Source organism: Erwinia aphidicola, from assembly GCF_024169515.1.
Classification (GTDB): domain Bacteria; phylum Pseudomonadota; class Gammaproteobacteria; order Enterobacterales; family Enterobacteriaceae; genus Erwinia; species Erwinia aphidicola.
Genome location: NZ_JAMKCQ010000001.1, coordinates 4,680,653 through 4,699,817, shown reverse-complemented (window position 1 = coordinate 4,699,817; position 19,165 = coordinate 4,680,653). Strand labels below are relative to the sequence as shown.

18 protein-coding genes and 1 other annotated feature are annotated in these 19,165 nt (G+C 56.0%); of the genes, 4 read left to right on the top strand and 14 right to left on the bottom strand.

Going from position 1 to position 19,165, the window contains the following annotated elements:
* Positions 1-87: 87 nt before the first annotated feature.
* Positions 88-1,101: an LPS O-antigen chain length determinant protein WzzB gene (gene wzzB / locus J2Y91_RS21880; RefSeq protein WP_253539378.1), complete on the top strand. Its 1,014-nt coding sequence runs from the start codon at positions 88-90 to the stop codon at positions 1,099-1,101.
* 67 nt (positions 1,102-1,168) lie between these two features.
* On the opposite strand, the gene hisIE is transcribed toward wzzB, so the two are convergent.
* The 9 genes from hisIE to hisL all read right to left on the bottom strand — a co-directional run bounded on the left by hisIE (position 1,169) and on the right by hisL (position 8,434).
* The gene (gene hisIE / locus J2Y91_RS21875) at positions 1,169-1,780 is read right to left on the bottom strand and encodes a bifunctional phosphoribosyl-AMP cyclohydrolase/phosphoribosyl-ATP diphosphatase HisIE (RefSeq protein ID WP_048915595.1); all 612 of its coding nucleotides are present in this window, start codon (positions 1,778-1,780) and stop codon (positions 1,169-1,171) included.
* Entirely contained in the window at positions 1,774-2,550 is a 777-nt protein-coding gene (gene hisF, locus J2Y91_RS21870) for an imidazole glycerol phosphate synthase subunit HisF (RefSeq protein WP_253539374.1), read from the bottom strand. Before hisF ends, hisIE begins: the two co-directional genes overlap by 7 nt.
* Positions 2,532-3,269, bottom strand: a complete 738-nt coding sequence (hisA, locus tag J2Y91_RS21865; protein ID WP_253539372.1) for a 1-(5-phosphoribosyl)-5-[(5-phosphoribosylamino)methylideneamino]imidazole-4-carboxamide isomerase — start codon at positions 3,267-3,269, stop codon at positions 2,532-2,534. The genes hisF and hisA overlap by 19 nt, the downstream gene beginning before the upstream one ends.
* A 3-nt stretch (positions 3,270-3,272) precedes the next feature.
* The gene (hisH, locus tag J2Y91_RS21860; RefSeq protein WP_099754653.1) at positions 3,273-3,863 is read right to left on the bottom strand and encodes an imidazole glycerol phosphate synthase subunit HisH; all 591 of its coding nucleotides are present in this window, start codon (positions 3,861-3,863) and stop codon (positions 3,273-3,275) included.
* Positions 3,863-4,927, bottom strand: coding sequence for a bifunctional histidinol-phosphatase/imidazoleglycerol-phosphate dehydratase HisB (hisB, locus tag J2Y91_RS21855; RefSeq protein WP_253539368.1), 1,065 nt, complete (start codon positions 4,925-4,927; stop codon positions 3,863-3,865). The genes hisH and hisB overlap by 1 nt, the downstream gene beginning before the upstream one ends.
* A complete protein-coding gene (gene hisC / locus J2Y91_RS21850) occupies positions 4,924-6,015 on the bottom strand; it encodes a histidinol-phosphate transaminase (RefSeq protein WP_253539365.1) in 1,092 nt (363 codons plus the stop codon). Before hisC ends, hisB begins: the two co-directional genes overlap by 4 nt.
* Entirely contained in the window at positions 6,012-7,319 is a 1,308-nt protein-coding gene (hisD, locus tag J2Y91_RS21845; protein WP_099754651.1) for a histidinol dehydrogenase, read from the bottom strand. The genes hisC and hisD overlap by 4 nt, the downstream gene beginning before the upstream one ends.
* 4 nt (positions 7,320-7,323) lie before the next feature.
* The gene (hisG, locus tag J2Y91_RS21840) at positions 7,324-8,223 is read right to left on the bottom strand and encodes an ATP phosphoribosyltransferase (RefSeq protein WP_048915602.1); all 900 of its coding nucleotides are present in this window, start codon (positions 8,221-8,223) and stop codon (positions 7,324-7,326) included.
* 65 nt (positions 8,224-8,288) lie between these two features.
* Positions 8,289-8,411: a sequence feature (His leader region), on the bottom strand.
* On the bottom strand, positions 8,387-8,434 hold the full coding sequence (hisL, locus tag J2Y91_RS21835) for a his operon leader peptide (RefSeq protein ID WP_100396937.1): 48 nt from the start codon (positions 8,432-8,434) through the stop codon (positions 8,387-8,389). (Overlaps the previous feature by 25 nt.)
* Before the next feature lie 178 nt (positions 8,435-8,612).
* On the opposite strand from hisL, the gene J2Y91_RS21830 reads away from it, so the two are divergent.
* A complete protein-coding gene (locus tag J2Y91_RS21830) occupies positions 8,613-9,443 on the top strand; it encodes an SDR family oxidoreductase (RefSeq protein ID WP_253539362.1) in 831 nt (276 codons plus the stop codon).
* A 126-nt stretch (positions 9,444-9,569) separates the two neighbouring features.
* On the opposite strand, the gene J2Y91_RS21825 is transcribed toward J2Y91_RS21830, so the two are convergent.
* The 3 genes from J2Y91_RS21825 to puuD are packed head-to-tail and all read right to left on the bottom strand — an operon-like array spanning position 9,570 to position 12,178.
* Positions 9,570-10,847: an NAD(P)/FAD-dependent oxidoreductase gene (locus J2Y91_RS21825; protein ID WP_253539359.1), complete on the bottom strand. Its 1,278-nt coding sequence runs from the start codon at positions 10,845-10,847 to the stop codon at positions 9,570-9,572.
* A gap of 12 nt (positions 10,848-10,859) precedes the next feature.
* A complete protein-coding gene (puuR, locus tag J2Y91_RS21820; protein ID WP_253539356.1) occupies positions 10,860-11,417 on the bottom strand; it encodes an HTH-type transcriptional regulator PuuR in 558 nt (185 codons plus the stop codon).
* On the bottom strand, positions 11,414-12,178 hold the full coding sequence (puuD, locus tag J2Y91_RS21815) for a gamma-glutamyl-gamma-aminobutyrate hydrolase (protein WP_253539353.1): 765 nt from the start codon (positions 12,176-12,178) through the stop codon (positions 11,414-11,416). The genes puuR and puuD overlap by 4 nt, the downstream gene beginning before the upstream one ends.
* Positions 12,179-12,406: 228 nt before the next feature.
* Here puuD and J2Y91_RS21810 point away from each other — a divergent pair, with 228 nt between their 5' ends.
* Both J2Y91_RS21810 and J2Y91_RS21805 read left to right on the top strand, forming a co-directional pair.
* Complete coding sequence (locus J2Y91_RS21810; RefSeq protein WP_208864910.1) at positions 12,407-13,825, top strand: glutamine synthetase family protein; 1,419 nt, start codon at positions 12,407-12,409, stop codon at positions 13,823-13,825.
* A 456-nt stretch (positions 13,826-14,281) separates the two neighbouring features.
* Positions 14,282-15,649, top strand: a complete 1,368-nt coding sequence (locus tag J2Y91_RS21805; RefSeq protein WP_253539350.1) for an APC family permease — start codon at positions 14,282-14,284, stop codon at positions 15,647-15,649.
* Positions 15,650-15,824: 175 nt separating this feature from the next.
* Here the strand turns inward: J2Y91_RS21805 and sbcB are convergent, their stop codons facing one another.
* Together sbcB and J2Y91_RS21795 are read right to left on the bottom strand one after the other, a co-directional pair.
* Positions 15,825-17,252 (bottom strand): exodeoxyribonuclease I, encoded by a 1,428-nt coding sequence (gene sbcB, locus J2Y91_RS21800; RefSeq protein ID WP_253539347.1) that lies wholly within the window; start codon positions 17,250-17,252, stop codon positions 15,825-15,827.
* 504 nt (positions 17,253-17,756) lie between these two features.
* Positions 17,757-18,905 (bottom strand): acyltransferase family protein, encoded by a 1,149-nt coding sequence (locus J2Y91_RS21795; RefSeq protein WP_253539344.1) that lies wholly within the window; start codon positions 18,903-18,905, stop codon positions 17,757-17,759.
* Positions 18,906-19,165 lie beyond the last annotated feature (260 nt).

The following is a 19,165-nucleotide window of genomic DNA, read 5'->3' as shown; positions in this document are numbered from 1 at the left end:
TAGCGTTTCCCGCCAAACTCCTCTACATTTAGTCAGCTATCGCCTGAGTTTTATCTTATTTTCTTTTGCGCAGAGTTTACTGATTATATGAACCCCGATAATAAAAATGTTGAGCTGTCCTCGCGTCACCAGAACTTTTCCAACACAGCCGATGAAATCGATTTACTGGAAGTTATTGCTCAGCTATGGAACGGCAAAAAAACCATTATCATCAGTGTGATCGTGGCCATGGTGCTGGCAGGCATCTACCTGTTTGTCGCGAAAGAAAAATGGACCTCCACCGCCATTGTTGCTACTCCAACGTCAGGTATGATTGCTAACTACAACGCCTCTCTCAGCGTGCTGTATACGCAAACGCCAGGTGATAAACCGTCACTTCCCGATCTGCAAAACCAGTTCTTCGGTCGCTTTGCTGCATCTATGGCGGCGCTGTCATCAGCGTTGCGTAATCTGGAAGAACCCCAGATGCTGAAAGTGGATCAGGTGGTGAAGGGCAGTAATGACCAGCTCAGCATTGCTTACACCGCGCCCACTGCCAAAGATGCACAGGCGCAGCTGACCAAGTATATCGAGCAGATCAACGATAAAATCGTCGACGGCTACACCGCCGATCTTCGCCGTACGCTGAGTGTGAAAACCAATGAGCTTTCCAGCGCGCTGGATACGCTGAAGCAGGTGGCGATCGATAAAAAACAGCAGCGTATGGACGCCATCAAACAGGCGCTGACGATTGCAGAAGCCTCCGGGGTGAAGAGTGCACAGCTGAATCAGGCTGAACGTCTCTCTGACGATACCCTCTACCTGCTGGGCAGCAGCGCACTGCAGTCAATGATTCAGAACGAGGCGACTAAACCATTAGTGTACGATCAGTCTTATTACGACACGCAGAGCGCTTTGCTGGCCGTGACGCATATGAAAATAGACCTGTCGCATCTGCAGTCGTACCGATACATCTCTACCGCCGATTTGCCTATCCGCCGCGATAGCCCGAAAAAGACGCTGGTGATGGTGCTGGCGATTATTCTCGGTGGGGTAGTGGGTGCCGCCGTGGTGATTGGCCGCAATGTCAGCGCCAGCTACCGCCTGCGGAAAGGCAGCTAACTCTTAAGCATCTAGCAGAAGGCCGGGAATTCCCGGCCTTTTTTATTGATGTCACAACTGCGGCAGCCTACTTATGGCGCTGGCGCAGGTTCTCAATTACCGTCGACAGGTTAAGATCCTGGTCCTGCAGCAGCACCAGAAGATGATAGACCAGGTCCGACGCTTCGTTGGTCAGCTCGTGGCGATCGTTGACGGTGGCGGCCAGCGCAACCTCAACGCCTTCCTCACCGACTTTCTGCGCAATGCGCTTAGTGCCGCTGGCATACAGGCTGGCGGTATAGGAGCTTTTCGGGTCGGCGTGCTTGCGCTCTGCCAGCACCTGCTCCAGCTGATAGAGGAATGTCCAGTCAGATGCGGCAGGTGAGAAGCAGCTGGAGGTGCCAAGGTGGCAGGTCGGGCCAACCGGGTTGGCCAGCACCAGCAGCGTGTCGTTATCACAGTCAGGGGTGATGCTGACCACGTTAAGGAAGTGCTCAGAGCTTTCCCCCTTGGTCCACAGGCGCTGTTTGGTGCGCGACCAGAAGGTCACCTTACCCGTTGCCAGCGTCTTATCCAGCGCTTGCTGGTTCATATAGCCGTGCATCAGCACTTCGCCAGAAACGGCGTGCTGAACTATGGCCGGCATCATACCGTCGGTTTTTACCCAGTCCAGCTGGGCGAGCTGTTGTTCTGTTAACACACGCGAATCTCCACACCTTTTTCAATCAGGAACGTTTTCAGTTCGCCGATATTAATAATCTGTTTATGGAACACCGAGGCGGCCAGCGCGCCATCAACGTCCGCATCCCGGAAGGCTTGATGGAAATGTTCCATGGTGCCCGCGCCGCCGGAGGCAATCAGCGGCACCTTACAGCGCGCGCGCACCTTTTGCAGCTGCACCAGATCGTAGCCGTTACGCACGCCGTCCTGGTTCATCATGTTGAGGACGATCTCGCCTGCGCCGCGCTTCTGCACTTCGTCCACCCAGTCGAGGGTTTCCCAGCTGGTCACTTTGGTGCGGCTCTCATCGCCGGTGTACTGATTAACGTGGTATTTGCCGCTTTCGCTGTCGTACCAGGTATCGATGCCCACCACGATGCACTGCACGCCAAAGCGATCCGCCAGGCGGGTGATCAGCTCCGGGTCGGCAAGCGCCGGGGAGTTGATGGAGATCTTGTCCGCGCCGTAGGAGAGCAGCAGGGCGGCGTCTTCCACCGACCTGATACCGCCCGCCACGCAGAAGGGGATATCAATCACTTCTGCCACGCGCGAGATCCAGCTTTTGTCCACCACGCGGCCATCGCTGGAGGCGGTGATATCATAAAACACCAGCTCGTCGGCGCCTTCCTGCGCATAGCGCTGCGCCAGCGGCACGATGTCACCGATAATCTCGTGGTTGCGGAACTGTACGCCTTTGACCACCTGGCCGTCACGCACGTCAAGGCAGGGGATTATCCGTTTTGCCAGCATGTAATCGCCTCCGATACGGTAAATTTATCTTCCAGCAGGGCGCGACCGACAATCACCCCCTGTGCACCGCAGCCGCGCAGGGCCGCAATATCATCCAGCGAGCCGATGCCGCCGGAGGACTGGAAGGCAATCTGCGGATAGCGCGCGGAAACTTCACGATACAGCGCAACGTTAGAGCCGCTCAGCGTGCCGTCGCGGGAAATATCGGTGCACAGCACGTGCTTCAGGCCGAACGGCAGAAACTGCTCGATCACCTCTTCCAGCGTGATGCCGCTGGCTTCCTGCCAGCCGCTGATCGCCACTTCTTTGCGGTTATCCGCATCAATGCGCACGTCCAGCGCCAGTACAATCGCTTCCGCGCCGTACTGATTAAACCACTGCTGCACCTCTTGCGGCTGTTTCACCGCGGTAGAACCTACTACCACGCGCGTGGCGCCAGCTTTGAGCAGGGCTTCCACATCCTCTTGAGTGCGAATACCGCCGCCCACCTGCACCGGCACGGACACGCCCGCCAGCAGCCTGGTGAGCAGGGGGATCTGGCGCGCAGCCGGATCTTTCGCACCGGTCAGGTCAACCAGGTGCAGCACTTCTGCGCCCTGGGCCTGATAATCCTGCAGGCGCGGCAGCGGATCGCTCCCGTAGTCGCGCTGCTGGCCGTAATCGCCCTGATGCAGGCGGACCACCTTGCCATCAATTAAATCTAACGCCGGGATAATCATCCGTTACATCTCCAGGAAATTTTTCAACAGCTGCGCGCCAGCGGCACCGGAACGCTCGGGGTGGAACTGCACGCCGAAGAAGTTATCTTTCTGTACCGCTGCGGTAAACGCTGCGCCGTAGTGGCACTGCGCGATGGTGAATTCATTCACCGGCATGGCGTAGCCGTGCACAAAGTAGAAGTAGGCGCCGTCGTCGATGCCGCGAAACAGGTGATTGCCCGCCTGCGAGGCGATCTGGTTCCAGCCCATATGCGGCAGCGGCAGGCCGAGATCCTGCATACGCTCAACCGGGTGTTCGATGATATTCAGCGTAGAGATGCCGCCGCTCTCGTCGCTCTGTGAGCCGAGCAGCTGCATGCCGAGGCAGATACCCAGCACGGGCTGAGTACAGGCTTTGATCAGCTCAATCAGCTCGCGCTCGCGCAGCTGGTCCATCGCCGCCTGTGCGGTGCCGACGCCCGGTAAAAACAGCTTGTCGGCATTCAGGACAATATCGGCTTCCTTACTGACCTGCGGCTGATAGCCGAGGCGCTGCACCGCCCACTTCACTGAAGAGAGGTTGGCGCAGCCGGTATCGAGGATCACCACATCCATCACAGCACTCCTTTCGAGCTTGGCAGGGTGTTGCCTTCCACGCGGATCGCCTGGCGCAGCGTGCGGCCAAAGGCCTTAAACAGGCTTTCGACGCGGTGATGGTCGTTTTTGCCTTTGGTGCGCAGGTGCAGGGTGCTGGCCATGGTGTAAGAGAGCGAGCTGAAGAAGTGCTCGACCATCTCGGTGCTCAGATCACCCACGCGCTGATAGCTGAACTCGGCTTTATATTCGAGGTGCGGGCGGCCGGAGATATCCAGCGCGCAGCGCGCCAGGCACTCGTCCATTGGCAGGACAAAGCCGAAACGGCCAATGCCGCGTTTGTCGCCCAGCGCTTTCAGCAAGGCTTCGCCCAGTGCCAGACCGGTGTCTTCCACGGTGTGATGGTCATCAATGTACAGGTCGCCCTTTACATCAATGTTCATACGGAAGCCGCCGTGGGTGGAGATCTGGTCGAGCATATGATCGAAGAAGCCAACGCCGGTGTTGATTTTGCTCTCGCCTTCGCGGTCCAGCCACACTTCAACTTTAATCTGCGTCTCTTTGGTGTTGCGCTGCACCAGCGCATAGCGATCGCGTTTAGTCAGCTGCTGCTCGATAGCGTTCCAGTTAAGATCTTTACCGTACAGCAGACCGGTAATGCCCATATTCTGCGCCAGCTCTACGTCGGTGGCACGGTCACCAATCACATAGCTGTTGGCGGTATCAATCGCGCCTTCGGCCAGCCAGGCCTCCACCATTTTGGTTTTCGGCTTGCGGCAGTCGCAGTTATCTTCCGGCAGGTGCGGGCAGATCAGAATGTCGTCGAACTTTACGCCCTGCGAGCTGAGGATCTGCATCATCAGATTATGCGGGCCGTCAAAATCCGCCTGCGGGAAGCTGCGGGTGCCCAGACCATCCTGATTGGTGATCATCACCAGCTGATAGCCCGCTTTTTGTAACGACAGCAGGGCCGGGATCACGTCCGGCTCGAAGGCCAGTTTGTCCATGCGGTCGACCTGATAATCTTGCGGCGGCTCAGAAATAAGGGTGCCATCGCGATCGATAAAGAGGACTTTCTGACTCATGCTTGCTCCTGAGAAACGGGGGTACCGGGTAATGATTTCAATGCGGCAACGGCGCGCTGGCACTCTTCACGGGTGCCGATGGAAATGCGCAGGCAGCCAGCCAGGCCGGGCTGCTTATTCTGGTCACGCAGAATAATGCCCTGGTCCCACAGCGTTTTAAACACCTGACTGGAAGCGGTAAAGCGCGCCAGAATATAGTTAGTGTCGCTCTCATACACCTGCTCAACGCAGTCGAGGCTGCGCAGGTCGGCAATCAGCTGCTCGCGGGTGGCGATCAGCCCGGCGACGTGCTGGCGCATCAGGGCGATGCCCTGGTCGCTCAAGGCCTGACCAGCGATATCGGCGACAGGAGTAGAGAGCGGATAAGGCGCGATCACCTTCATCAGCAGCGCGATCACCTCGGCGCTGGCAAGGGTGAAACCGCAGCGCAGCCCGGCGAGCGCAAAGGCTTTCGACAGCGTGCGTAAGATCACCAGGTGCGGATAATCCTTCAGCCAGCCGGCGAGTGACGCCTGCGGGCAGAACTCGATATAGGCTTCATCCGCCACCACCAGCGCTGTGCCCTGGGTCATCTCCAGCAGCTGACGCAGGTCTTCCGGGTTGATGAGGTTACCGGTTGGGTTGTTTGGGCTGCACACGTACACCAGCTTCACCCCGTCCAGCTGGTCGGCAATCGCCGGCAGGTTCAACTGCCAGTCTTCACCTGCTTCCACCGTGCGATATTCAATGCCGATGGTTTCCGCGCTGACGCTGTACATACCGTAGGTCGGCGGGCAGAACAGTACTGCGTCCTGGCCCGGCTCGCAGAAGGCGCGCATCAGCAGCTCGATGCCTTCATCCGCGCCGCGGCTCACCAGCACCTGTTCAGGCGTCAGTCCGGCATAGGCGGCGTAGCGTTCAATCACCAACTTTGGCTGGCACTCCGGGTAGCGGTTCAGCGTCTGCTGGCTGAGCTCAAACGGCACGGCCAGCGGATATTCATTGGCATTCAGCCACACGTCGCCGTTACCACCAAGGCGGCGCGCAGACTGGTAAGGGGTCAGGGCGCGCACGTTAGCGCGGGCCAGGTCCTGAATTGTGCTGCTCATGGCTTCTCCTTCAGTGCGGCCACGCGCAGGGTGACGGCATTTTTGTGGGCGGTTAACTGTTCGGCCGCGGCCAGCGTCTCAATGGTGGCGGCCAGCCCCATAAAGCCGGCAGGCGTCAGCTCCTGCACCGTCATGCGCTTCTGGAAATCAGCCAGCCCCAGGCTTGAGCAGGTGGCGGTATAGCCATAGGTCGGCAGCACGTGGTTGGTGCCGGAGGCATAGTCGCCAGCGGATTCCGGTGACCAGTCACCAAGAAATACCGAACCGGCGCTGGTAATGCTGTCGACCAGGTCCCGCGCGCGGCGCGTCTGAATAATCAGATGCTCCGGGCCGTAGCGGTTGCTGATCTCGACGCACTGCTGCAGATCGCGTGCCACAATCAGGCGGCTGCTCTCCAGCGCTTTCGCCGCGGTGGCGGCGCGTGGCAGTTCGGCCAGCTGGCGTTCGACGGCCTGCGCTACTGCTTCTGCCATCGGCAGCGAAGGGGTCAGCAGGATCACCTGTGAATCAGGGCCGTGCTCGGCCTGTGACAGCAGGTCGGAAGCGACGAAGTCCGGCGTGGCGCCCTCATCGGCTATCACCAGCACTTCGGAAGGCCCTGCCGGCATATCAATTGCTGCACCGTCCAGGCGCTGGCTGACCTGGCGTTTGGCCTCGGTCACATACGCATTGCCCGGGCCAAAGATTTTGTCGACCTTCGGCACTGATTCAGTGCCGAGGGCGAGGGCGGCAATCGCCTGCGCCCCGCCAACCTGAAACACTTCCTGCACGCCGCACAGCTTAGCGGCATAGAGAATTTCATCGGCAATCGGCGGAGGCGAGCACAGCACCACGCGGCCACATCCGGCAATGCGTGCCGGGGTTGCCAGCATCAGCACGGTGGAGAAGAGCGGGGCAGAACCGCCGGGAATATAGAGCCCGACAGAAGCGACCGGGCGCGTAATCTGCTGGCAGCGCACGCCCGGCTGCGTTTCAATATCAACCGCTGGCAGCATCTGCGCCACGTGGAATTTATCGATGTTGGCGACCGCGACGGCCATCGCCTGTTTGATCTCATCACCCAGTCGCGCGCAGGCATCGGCAATCTGCTGCTCGCTGACGCGCAGGGCATCCACCTGAGTTTTATCGAAGGTGGCACTGTAGTAGCGCAGCGCGTCGTCGCCCTCGGCTTTTACCTTTTCAAGAATGCCACGCACGGTGGCAGTAATGCTTTCAGAGGCAGAGATCGCCGGGCGCATCAGCAGCGCCTGCTGCTCTTCCGCGCTGCACTGCTGCCAGCTAATGGGGGTCATCAGGGTCGCCATCGAATTACTCCATCATCTTCTCAATCGGCAGCACCAGAATCGAGCTGGCACCCAGGGCTTTGAGTTTTTCCATGGTTTCCCAGAACAGCGTTTCGCTGCTGACCATGTGCATCGCCACGCGGCTCTTATCACCCGCCAGCGGCAGTACGGTAGGGCGCTCGGCCCCCGGCAGCAGGGCAATGATGTCTTCCAGACGTTCGCCCGGCGCGTGCAGCATGATGTACTTCGATTCACGCGCCTGGATCACACCCTGAATACGCGTCATTAGTTTGTCGATCAGCTCCTGCTTGGCAGCCGGCATTTCGCCATCGCGCTGGATCAGGCAGGCCTTCGAGCGGTAAATGACTTCCACTTCGCGCAGACCGTTGGCTTCCAGCGTGGCGCCGGTTGATACCAGGTCACAGATGGCATCGGCCAGACCGGCGCGCGGAGCCACTTCAACAGAACCGTTCAACAGGCAGGATTTGAAGCTGACGCCCTGCTTGTCGAGGTACTTTTTCAGCAGGTGCGGGTAAGAGGTGGCAATGCGGGAGTTTTGTAAACACTGCGGGCCGGTATATTCGTCATCAACCGACATCGCCAGCGACAGGCGGCAGCCGCCGAAGTCCAGACGGCGCAGGGTGAAATAGCGCGGGTCTTCGCCCTGAGCACGACGGGTCAGCAGCTCTTCTTCCAGCACGTTTTCACCAATGATGCCGAGGTCAACCACACCATCCATCACCAGGCCCGGGATATCGTCATCGCGCACGCGCAGAATATCAATCGGCATGTTCTCGGCAAACGCGATCAGGCGCTGCTGCTGCAGATTGATTTTGATGCCGCAGCGCGCGAGCAATTCGCGTGATTCATCGCTTAAACGGCCTGATTTCTGCATAGCTATGCGTAAACGGGTGTTATCTAACATCGGGGATAATCCTCTTTTCCTGTCTGCTTAAGTTCACTATGCCAGCGTTTCAATTTCATCGGGCCAAAAAAAAGCCCCCGGAAGGCGATCTTCCGGGGGCTGATTTCGCGTTCTGCACCACTGGAAGATCCTGATCGTCTTCCAGCACACATCGCCTGAAAGACTAGTCAGGGTGATGGTGATGATGGTGATTGAACTGAACGCGTGTCATAAAATTCTCTTGGATGAATGGATATTCATATCGTGACAAATAACCTAACCAGAATGGGCGCGTGGCGCAACCCTTTTTTGTCAATGTTGAAAGATTCTCTTATCAACCGGCAGTTGTCACTGACTTCAGGCTGGCGTAGCCTGAAGCTCTGACGGTGTGAGTTCAAAGGAGTAAAGGGATGAAAAAAGTTGCGATAGTCGGGCTGGGGTGGCTGGGCATGCCGCTGGCCATGTCGCTGACGGCGGCTGGCTGGCAGGTGACCGGCACGAAAACCACCCAGGACGGGGTAGCGGCGGCACGGATGAGCGGTATCGACAGCTATCTGCTGGAGCTGACGCCGGAGCTTATCTGCGAGTCTGAGGATCTGGAGTCACTGCTCAGCCACGTTGATGCCCTGGTGATTACGTTACCGGCCAGCAGAACCGCGTCAGGTGGTGAGAGCTATCAGTTGGCAGTACAGCAGCTGGTGGACAGCGCGCTGGCCTTCAGCGTGCCGCGCATTATTTTCACCAGCTCTACCTCTGTCTACGGCGACAGCGTGGGTAACACCAAAGAGAGCACGCCGCTTGAGCCGGTGAGCGTTGCCGGGCGCACCTTACAGGACCTGGAGAGCTGGCTGCACCATCTGCCTAATACCTCGGTGGATATTTTGCGCCTTGCCGGGCTGGTGGGGCCTAACCGCCATCCGGGACGTTTCCTCGCGGGAAAAACCGGGCTGGCGAACGGGTCACAGGGCGTTAACCTGGTGCATCTGGAAGATGTGATCGAGGCGATTACACTGCTGCTGCAAACGCCGAAGGGCGGGCATATTTACAACCTCAGCGCACCGCAGCATCCGGCGCGCGCGCAGTTTTACCCGCAGGTGGCGCGTCAGCTGGGGCTGGAAGCACCGACCTTCCTCGCCGATGACAGCAGCAATAAGGGCAAGCTGATCGACGGCAGTAAAATCTGCCGCGAGCTGGGCTTCGAGTACCGCTACCCCGACCCGAACAAGATGCCGTTAGCGTAAAATTACGGGCTGACTGAAAACAACGGGCTGACCGGAAAAGAGGGTCAGCCCCTACAGGCGATCGGGTTCCAAACCGTAGGGGTCGATCTTCTTTTCCGATCGACCCATAAACTTCCACGTTGCCCCTTAAACCCCCAGCCTGTCGCGCAACGCATACCATGCGGCACCTATTGCGGTTAGCGGCACGCGCAGCCGCCGTCCGCCCGGGAAGGGCAGATGCGGCAGTTTGGCAAAGGCATCAAAGCGCTCCGCATCGCCGCGCATCGCCTCTGCAACCAATTTCCCGGCCAGGTGGGTGCAGGTCACGCCGTGCCCGCTGTCACCCTGCATATAGTAAACGCCGCTCTCCAGCCGTCCGAACTGCGGCATGCGCGACAGGGTCAACAGAAAATTGCCGCTCCACGCAAAGTCAAATTTTACCCCTGCCAGCTGCGGGAAGGTTTTCAGCAGCTTCGGGCGGATCAGGGCATCAATATCGCCCGGATCGCGCGCGCCGTAGATTACCCCGCCGCCGTACAGCAGGCGGTTATCGGCGGTCAGGCGGAAGTAGTCCAGCAGGTAGTTACAGTCCTCGACGCAGCAGTTGTTCGGCAGCAGCGATAGCGCCTGGTCCGCAGACAGCGGCTCGGTGGCGACAATCTGCGAGCCGCAGGGCAGGCTTTTGTTCGCCAGCCGGGGTTCCAGATGCGGGGCCAGATAGGCATTGCCGGCAAAAATCACAAAGCGGGCTTTCACTTCGCCCTGCTCCGTGCGGATCAGATGCGGGTTGCCGTAGTTCACCGCGGTGACCGCCGAGTTCTCATAGATGCGCCCGCCGTGGCGACGAATGGCTTCGGCTTCACCCAGCGCCAGATTGAGCGGGTGAATATGGCCGCCGCGCTTGTCCAACAGGCCACCGACATAACGATCGCTGCCCACTTCCCGGCGAATACCGGTCTGGTCGAGCAGTTCAAGGTCATGATTGCCGTAGCGCTGCCACAGCTTGTGCTGGCTGCTAAGGTGCTGCATTTGTCGGTTGTTTAACGCGGCAAAAATACCGCCGGGGCGGTAATCACAACGGATGGCGTAGCGGTCGATGCGGTCACGGATAATCGCTGCCCCCTCGAACATCATGCTGCCGAGCAGGCGCGCGGTCTCTTTGCCGTAGCGCTGCTCAATCACATCAACGTCGCGACTGTAGGAGTTCACCACCTGGCCGCCGTTGCGCCCGCTGGCGCCAAACCCGACGCGCGCGGCTTCCAGCAGCACCACGTCGTATCCCGCCTCGGTGAGAAACAGCGCGGACGACAGCCCGGTAAAGCCGCCGCCAATCACGCAAACATCGCACTCTATTGCCCCTTCGAGCCGTGGCCAGGGATCGTGTGCATTGGTGGTTGCCGAATAGTAGCTGTTGATATGTTCCATGCAGTCTCCCTGTTAAAACGTGGCCGGCGTATGTGCGCTGATAATGCGGCAGGGCCGGGTCGACGTATTGGTAAAGCTGTGCGGGTGGCTGGTATTAATCACGTAGCTCTGCCCGGCGTGCAGCGGATAACTCTGGCCGCTGATGGTCAGGATGATCTCCCCCTCCAGCAGCGTGCCGGTCTCTTCGCCCTGATGACGAATTTTTTCACCGGTGGTCGCGCCGGGTTCATAGGTCTCCAGCAGCATCGCCAGCGTGCGCTGCGGATTACCGTTGTGGATTAGCCGCAGTGAAACGCCCTGGCTGCCAATATCGATCAGCTCGTGCGCATCGATCACCACTTTCGGCGGCTCATCCTGCACCTTCTCGGCAAAAAATTCGGACAGCGACAGGCCGTAAACCTTCAGCAGTTTTTGCAGGGTGCTGACGGCCGGGCTGACCTTGTCCTGCTCAATGGTGCTGATGGCGCTGTGCGTCAGGCCGGAAAGCTCGGCGACGCGCCGCTGAGACAGGCCCATCTGCTGGCGGATTTCCGCCAGGCGCCTTCCCGGTGCCAGCAGGGTTTCGCTCACAGCCGCGATCCTTTCTGAAACTGCTGACAGGCGTGAATAAACCCATCAAACAGCTGGCGCGAGAGCGCGGAGCTGTCACTGTGCCATTCCGGGTGCCACTGCACCGCCAGTGCGAAGGGATGCTGGCGATGGCTGACGGCTTCGATTAAACCATCTGCGGCACGCGCTTCAACCCGCAGCGCGCTGCCCGTTTCGCGAATGCCCTGACCATGCAGCGAGTTGACCCAAAATTTCTCAGCGTAATTGACCAGTGGGGCCAGCAGCCCGCCGGGTTCCAGCCACACCTCGTGAGCCGGAGCGTACTGCTCATCCAGCGTTAGCGCTTCATCCTCCCGGTGTTCCTGCAGGCCGGGGATCTGATGCAGCTGGCGGTGCAGCTTACCGCTGGTAGCGACCACCAGCTCCTGCAGGCCACGGCAGATCGCCAGCAGCGGCAGCTGTTTCTCTACCGCATAAGCAATCAGCGCAAAAGAGAGACGATCGCGCCCCGGATCGGCCAGCGGCTCGTGCCCCGGCTCACCGTAGTGGTGCGGTTCGATATTACTCGGGCTGCCGGTAAGCAGAATGCCGTCGAGGACAGCCATAGCATTTTCTAATAGATGAGGGGCCGACATCAGGCCGTGGGGCAGGGCGAATGGCACACCGCCAGCGCCGAGCACCGCTTCCAGATATTTGTTATGCACCATCTGCGTGGGGTGCCCGCCCATTTCTGTCTGACACATCACTACGCCAATCAAAGGCTTGTCAAAAATAATGCCCATTCACCCCCCGTCATACTGTTAAAAATATCAGCCGGTATCGCGCAAAATGGCGCAAAAGTGTGCAATATATTTTCAATCTAGCAATCAGTTGGTGAATATTCAAACGCAATGCGGGCAAAAATAAAGCTGTCAGTAACATTTGCACACTTTTTATGTTGACGCTATGTTAAGGGAGTGGCCGTTATTTTGAGCGGGCGCCGACTACATAAACCTCATGCGGGCAGGTGCATCATGACTAATATCGTCGAAGTAGAAGACTTCACGCGGCACAGTGAAGAGAAACGAACCAGCGCGTTCCGGAATGAAGTGAAAGCTTATCTGGAACGCCATCCTGAAACTCAGTACGTCGATATTCTGCTTAATGATTTAAACGGTGTTTTTCGCGGTAAGCGCATTCCCATCGCCAGCCTGCTTAAGCTCGACAAAGGCTGCTACTTCCCGGCTTCGGTGTTCGCCATGGACATTCTGGGCAATACGGTGGAAGAGGCGGGGCTCGGTCAGGCGCTGGGCGAACCTGATAATATCTGCATGCCGGTTGACGGCACTCTCATCCCCTCTGCGGCTGACCCGCAACATCTGGCACAGCTTCTGCTGACCATGTGCAATCAAGATGGCACTCCCTTTGACGTTGAACCCCGTAATGTCCTCAATCAGCTGTGGCAACAGCTGCGCAACCGAGGACTGTTCCCGGTGGTAGCGGTAGAGCTGGAGTTCTATCTGGTCGATAAGCAGCGCGATGCAGAGGGCTATATCCAGCCGCCGTGCGCGCCGGGTAGCGACGAACGTAATATGCAAAGCCAGGTTTACTCCGTCGACAATCTTGACCACTTCTCTGAGGTATTGGGGGATATTGACTCGATTGCCCGTCAGCAGGGCATCCCCGCCGACGGGGCGCTGGCGGAGGCTTCGCCAGGCCAGTTTGAGATTAACCTGCACCACACCCGCAACGTATTAAGCGCCTGCGACCATGCCGTGCAGCTGAAACGCCTGGTGCGCCAGGTGGCCGAGCAGCACGGCATGAACGCCACCTTTATGGCGAAGCCGTATGAGGAGTACGCGGGCAGCGGCATGCACGTGCATATCAGCATGCTGGATGCCGCCGACCACAATGCTTTTGCCTGCGATGACGGCAGCGACTCGCCGCTGCTGAAGCGAGCGCTGGCCGGGATGATCGACCTGATGCCCGCTTCGATGGCGCTGCTGGCCCCTAACGTCAACGCCTACCGCCGCTTTCTGCCGGATGCTTTCGTCCCGCTTCAGGCTTCCTGGGGGCACAATAACCGCACCGTCGCGCTGCGCATTCCCTGTGGCGATAGTGATAATCACCGCGTGGAGTATCGCGTAGCGGGGGCCGACGCCAATCCTTATCTGGTGATGGCGGCCATTCTCGCCGGGATCCTGCACGGCATCGATAATCAGCTGCCGCTGCCGCCCGCGGTAAAAGGCAACGGCCACGAGGCCGAGGGCAACCCGCTGCCGATCCGCCAGAGTGATGCGCTGTACGAGTTTGAGCAGAATCATGCCCTGCAGAAACTGCTCGGCAAGCGCTTCGGTTTTGTCTGGCACAGCTGCAAGCATCACGAACTGATGCACTTTGAGCGCCTGGTTACCGCCACCGAAATCGACTGGATGCTGAAAAACGCCTAAGCGCGCAGCGGCGAGGCACGCCTCGCCCGCTCTTTTCAGGCAAAAATATGTAAGAGAAGGTCTCCAACACTTGTCATACTGCTTTGTTATGGTGCAAAATATGCGCCTTGCAATTTGCAACATAAAACCGACGCTGGATTTACCCCGGCGGCGGTATTTTTTTATCTGTATGCAAAGCGCAGGACTTTCGCATTCTAATGAGGCCGGTCCAGAACCGGATGGATATACGCTTTTAAAAACACGGTGACGTGTACATTGAGGAAATAAACATGGGGCAACATCTTCTTACTCCGGTATCGCCTGGGATCCGCCAGCGCGATGACTACGGCGCCACAGCAGGTTACACCTTCACGCCTGCCTGTCGTTCCATGAATCCTCTTTCGAAAAGCTCTCGCATAATGCGAAGTTTCCCTGTGGTTCAACCCAGAAAGGTTGACGCTATGGGGAGGCTGAACCATGTCGCATAGTACCGCTACTCCAGCCGCACAGCCGCGTGCACATCTGAAAAAAACGCTGACGTTACTGCCTGTTGTTATGATGGGTCTGGCTTATATGCAGCCGATGACACTGTTCGATACTTTCGGCATTGTTTCCGGCCTGACTGACGGCCACGTCGCGACCGCATACGCATTCGCGCTGATTGCTATTCTGTTTACCGCGCTGAGCTACGGCCAGCTGGTGCGCCGTTTCCCGTCTGCGGGTTCGGCCTATACCTATGCGCAGAAAGCCATCAGCCCGCACGTCGGCTTTATGGTCGGCTGGTCTTCGCTGCTTGATTATCTGTTTATGCCGATGATCAACATTCTGCTGGCGAAAATTTACTGGGAAGCTTTGGTTCCCGGCATTCCTTCGTGGATCTTTGTGGTACTGCTGGTGGGCTTTATGACGCTCTCCAACCTCAAAGGCATCAAAACCGTAGCCAACTTTAACAGCGTGATCGTGGTGCTGCAGGTGGCGGTGATGGTGGTGATCATGGGGATGGTAGTGTATGGCGTGGCGCACGGCGAAGGTGCCGGAACGCTGGTCAGCAGCAAACCCTTCTGGTCGGAGAATGCTCACGTAGTGCCGATGATCACCGGGGCGACAATACTCTGCTTCTCGTTCCTCGGCTTTGACGGTATCAGCTCACTGTCGGAAGAGACCAAAGACGCAGAGCGCGTGATCCCGAAAGCGATTTTCCTCACCGCCCTTATTGGTGGGGTGATCTTTGTCGTGGTCTCCTATTTCCTGCAGCTGTACTTCCCGGATATCTCGCGCTTTAAAGATCCGGACGCGTCGCAGCCGGAAATAATGCTATACGTGGCGGGCAAAGCCTTCCAGTTCGGTATCCTGATCTTCTCCTGCGTTACCGTGCTGGCATCCGGTATGGCTGCCCATGCGGGCGTGTCGCGTCTGATGTACGTGATGGGTCGTGACGGCGTGTTCCCGGAGCGTTTCTTCGGCTATATCCATCCGAAGTGGCGCACCCCGGCGCTGAACGTGCTGCTGGTTGGTGCGATTGCCCTGTCGTCGATCACCTTCGACCTGGTGACCGCTACGGCGCTGATTAACTTCGGTGCGCTGGTGGCGTTTACCTTCGTTAACCTGTCGGTGATCTCGCAGTTCTGGATCCGCGAGAAGCGCAACAAGACCCTGAAGGACAACTTCAAGTTCCTGATCCTGCCGCTGCTGGGCGCACTGACCGTAGGCGCTCTGTGGGCGAACCTGGAAGAGAGCTCGATGGTGCTGGGGCTGGTGTGGGCCGCAATCGGCCTGATCTACCTGGCGTTCGTCACCCGCAGCTTCCGTAACCCGGTGCCGCAGTGGAGCGAAGAAGGGCTGTAATTCCCGCAGGGGGCGACCGGTACACATGGTCGCCCCCTGCGGGTGATTCACAGCCATTTTTGTAGGGGCTGACCCTCTTTTCGGTCAGCCCTTGTGATATCAGAACGCTAATTCCCGCGCATACTCGAACTATTTTGTAGGGGCTGACCCTCTTTTTCGGTCAGCCCTTGTGATATCAGGACACCAACTCCCGCGCATACTCAAACAACGCCTTCAGCTGATCCAGCTTCTCCTGCTCCCCTTCGTACTGATTAAACAGCATCTCCAGCTCCTGCACATAGCTTTGCACCCGCTCAGGGTTCAGCATCTCACGGCGGTGCTGCAGCCAGCGCTTCTGCTCGGCGTCATCCAGCGTGCCGAAGAAGTTGCGCGCGCGGTAGCGGAACAGCAGCTTATCAATACGCGCATCGTTAAAGCTCAGATCCAGCGCCGGCAGATTTTCCGCGGCAGTCTGGCGAAGTATATTCATCGCGTTGCGATCGGCATCGCTGAAGAAGCCGTTATAGATCTGCGCATCGACATCCTCCGACGGGGTAAAGGGTTCGGCTTCCGCAAACAGCGCCACCACTTTTTCGCGCACCTCCGGATGCTGACGCAGCAGGGCGAGATTATCCAGGCAGCGCTGGCGGTCAATGCCGATGCGCTCGGCATCTTCAGGGCGCAGGGTATTCGCCGGGGCGACCACCGGGCATTTATTAATATGTACCAGCTTGAGCGGTACCGGGGAGGCATCCCCCAGCTCGTCGCGGCGGGTATACAGGCGTTCGCGCAGCGCGTCGGCGTCCAGCTCCAGCAGCGGCGACATATCACCGCCGAGATCGCAGGTAATCAGCGCGTTACGGTTATCCGGGTGCCAGGCGAGCGGGGCGATCCAGCTGGTATTGCCGCGCGCCGCGCCAAACATGCCGGAGATATGCACCAGCGGTTTCATCTGCGGAATATCGACCAGCGCGGTTATCTTCTGCTTATTGCGATGGCTGAACAGGAAGTCATACAGCCGCGGCTGCTTCTCTTTGACCAGCTTCGCCATGGCAATGGTGGCATACACGTCCGACATCGCATCGTGAGCGTTTTCATGCGCCACGCCGTTGGCTTTGGTCAGGTGCTCAAGGCGGAAGCTGGGGAAGCCATCATCATTTTCCGGCCACGCAATCCCGTCCGGGCGCAGGGCATAGCAGGCGCGCATCACGTCCAGCAGATCCCAGCGGCTGTTACCGTGCTGCCAGCTCCAGGCGTAGGGGTCGTAAAAGTTGCGATAAAACAGGTTACGGCTGACTTCGTCGTCAAAACGCACGTTGTTGTAGCCCACTATGCAGGTGTTCGGCTCGCTGAACAGCTGATGAATGCGGCGGGTGAACTCCACTTCCGGCACCCCGCGGGCACGGGCAATCTGCGGGGTAATCCCGGTGATCATCACCGCTTCCGGCTGCGGCAGATAGTCATCCGCAGGCTGGCAGTAAAACACCTCCGGCTCGCCGATGATGTTGAAGTCCATATCGGTACGGATGCCGGCAAACTGCGCAGGGCGGTCCAGCGACGGACTTTTACCGAAGGTCTCGTAGTCGTGGAAGAGGAAGGTGGGTTGATTAGCTTTGTCTTTCACTATTTTCTCTTTTCACTTCTGAATCAGTACGTTTTGCTTAGTAAGAGGAGCATTTCTTACCAAAATGATACAAAACCTCTATAGCCATGCGCACAGAAAATTATCATGACGCTTAGCTACGCTAAACTTATCTCCACTCATGGTAAACCATAATCGGCAAGTCCTGAAGGGGCATATCGCAATGGGTTTGGCATTCACATATCATTCAGGGCGCAATTATCTTTCATTTTCGGGATGGAGAAAGCACTGGCCGATGTTAGACAGCTAGAGTTGAGGATTCGAAGGAATCGACATGGGGGTTGCATGCGTTGTATGGACTAAAATTTTACTTCTTTGCAAAACCAATTTTTATAGAAAATTTAATTATTAGTGAAACGGTAATTGCGAAGTTTTAACGAAAAAGTAGAATAATTAATTTTTATTGAAAGAGAAGTTGTTTTCTATTATGTGTGCTGACTTAATTTTTAAATTGCCAGAACTTATTTCTGAACTGGCTAATAAAGGCTAATTTTTTGATATAAAAGGCTTCTCAATGTATAAATAGGTGGCTGTACATATTAAAGGTATGATTATTAATGAAATGGCAGTAATTGAAAGGTAACTAATGTTTTTTGCAAGGAAAAAGTTGCAGACGTTAAGTGTTATTCCGTGAAGCAGGTAAATGCTATAACTTATAACCCCAGCAGCCTTGAGTGGCTTTGATGTTAATAACCCTAAAATGCTGTTCCCACCACTAATGATAATAAATGCAACGCCTATAACGCTTACGGTTAAATTATTATAGACCTCCGGTGGGGATAATAAAGCGTAGGTTATACAAGCTATAGTTAAAATAGATAAAGGTTTGAGAGTTAGAAGTTTAAGGTTTAGTTGGCTGTTTTGTATTATAGAGGAAAGTGAACCAAATAAAAAAGATAGTATAATTGCGCTATCCGTATTTATTATCAAGCCGGCATTGTTTAAGGTGATAATAGTTAAGGCGGCTGAGGTGGAAAATATTATTACATTTCTCAGTGAGCCTGCAAAGAGACCTAAAAAAGGGATTAAAAAATAGAATTTCCATTCTACCGCCAACGTCCAAAAAACTCCTGCATTTAACCTACTATATGGATAATTAGTTGTAAACCCTTCATATCCAATGAAGTAAAAACTTAACCATCCGAAAAATTTCTTGACCCCATCCAAAAAATCTGAAGGTGTATTGATGGGCATAGACATAGATATGATAAATATAACAAGCACGCTGAAATAGTAAAGAGGAGCAATCCTAAGTATTCTCTTTTTGTAGAAGTCGGTGTAACTAATGTTGCCTTTACTGGTGATTAGTTTATTAGAGAATAAAAATCCAGTTATCATAAAGAATAAAATAACTCCAACTGGTCCAGCGTTATGATAAAAACTTTGGAGGTGTTCATTTTCGCTTATAAATTTTTCATTAGAAAAATTCCAGTTTCCACTAATTGCATTTATATTTGCCAGGATTGAATGATGGAAGACAACTAAAATTGCTGCCAGACCTCTTAATCCGTCAATGGTTTTAAATTTTGAGGTTTTTTTTAAATCGTTTTTAAGTCCACTTTTTTCAGCTATGAAATATAGTGTGCTCAGAAAAATAAATGAGAGTGAAAGAATTATCAAGTATTGTGCCATCATGCGTCATACGCCATTCATAAATTATTTCAATATAATATCACCACAATAAATAGTTTAACAGTGCTATATTGCGCGAAGTCATTAAAGTTTCTTTCATAGCCTTTATTCTGGATAAATATGCTTATCACGCTACTTACCTAATGCGTTAGGCTGTATACCTAAACAGTACAAAAAACTGCGTAAAAATAATTTTTCACTCTATTATTGCCTGTCCGATCGAAGTGAATTTATCAAGTAAGAGGAAGATTGATTTGTTTAAG

What these genes read in the sequence shown, in the direction of transcription:
- wzzB (WP_253539378.1), top strand. Translation starts at nt 88, where the DNA reads ATGAACCCCGATAATAAAAATGTTGAGCTGTCCTCGCGTCACCAGAAC.
- hisF (WP_253539374.1), bottom strand. Translation starts at nt 2,550, where the DNA reads ATGCTGGCAAAACGGATAATCCCCTGCCTTGACGTGCGTGACGGCCAG.
- hisA (WP_253539372.1), bottom strand. Translation starts at nt 3,269, where the DNA reads ATGATTATCCCGGCGTTAGATTTAATTGATGGCAAGGTGGTCCGCCTG.
- hisH (WP_099754653.1), bottom strand. Translation starts at nt 3,863, where the DNA reads ATGGATGTGGTGATCCTCGATACCGGCTGCGCCAACCTCTCTTCAGTG.
- hisB (WP_253539368.1), bottom strand. Translation starts at nt 4,927, where the DNA reads ATGAGTCAGAAAGTCCTCTTTATCGATCGCGATGGCACCCTTATTTCT.
- hisC (WP_253539365.1), bottom strand. Translation starts at nt 6,015, where the DNA reads ATGAGCAGCACAATTCAGGACCTGGCCCGCGCTAACGTGCGCGCCCTG.
- hisD (WP_099754651.1), bottom strand. Translation starts at nt 7,319, where the DNA reads ATGGCGACCCTGATGACCCCCATTAGCTGGCAGCAGTGCAGCGCGGAA.
- hisG (WP_048915602.1), bottom strand. Translation starts at nt 8,223, where the DNA reads ATGTTAGATAACACCCGTTTACGCATAGCTATGCAGAAATCAGGCCGT.
- J2Y91_RS21830 (WP_253539362.1), top strand. Translation starts at nt 8,613, where the DNA reads ATGAAAAAAGTTGCGATAGTCGGGCTGGGGTGGCTGGGCATGCCGCTG.
- J2Y91_RS21825 (WP_253539359.1), bottom strand. Translation starts at nt 10,847, where the DNA reads ATGGAACATATCAACAGCTACTATTCGGCAACCACCAATGCACACGAT.
- puuD (WP_253539353.1), bottom strand. Translation starts at nt 12,178, where the DNA reads ATGGGCATTATTTTTGACAAGCCTTTGATTGGCGTAGTGATGTGTCAG.
- J2Y91_RS21805 (WP_253539350.1), top strand. Translation starts at nt 14,282, where the DNA reads ATGTCGCATAGTACCGCTACTCCAGCCGCACAGCCGCGTGCACATCTG.
- J2Y91_RS21795 (WP_253539344.1), bottom strand. Translation starts at nt 18,905, where the DNA reads ATGATGGCACAATACTTGATAATTCTTTCACTCTCATTTATTTTTCTG.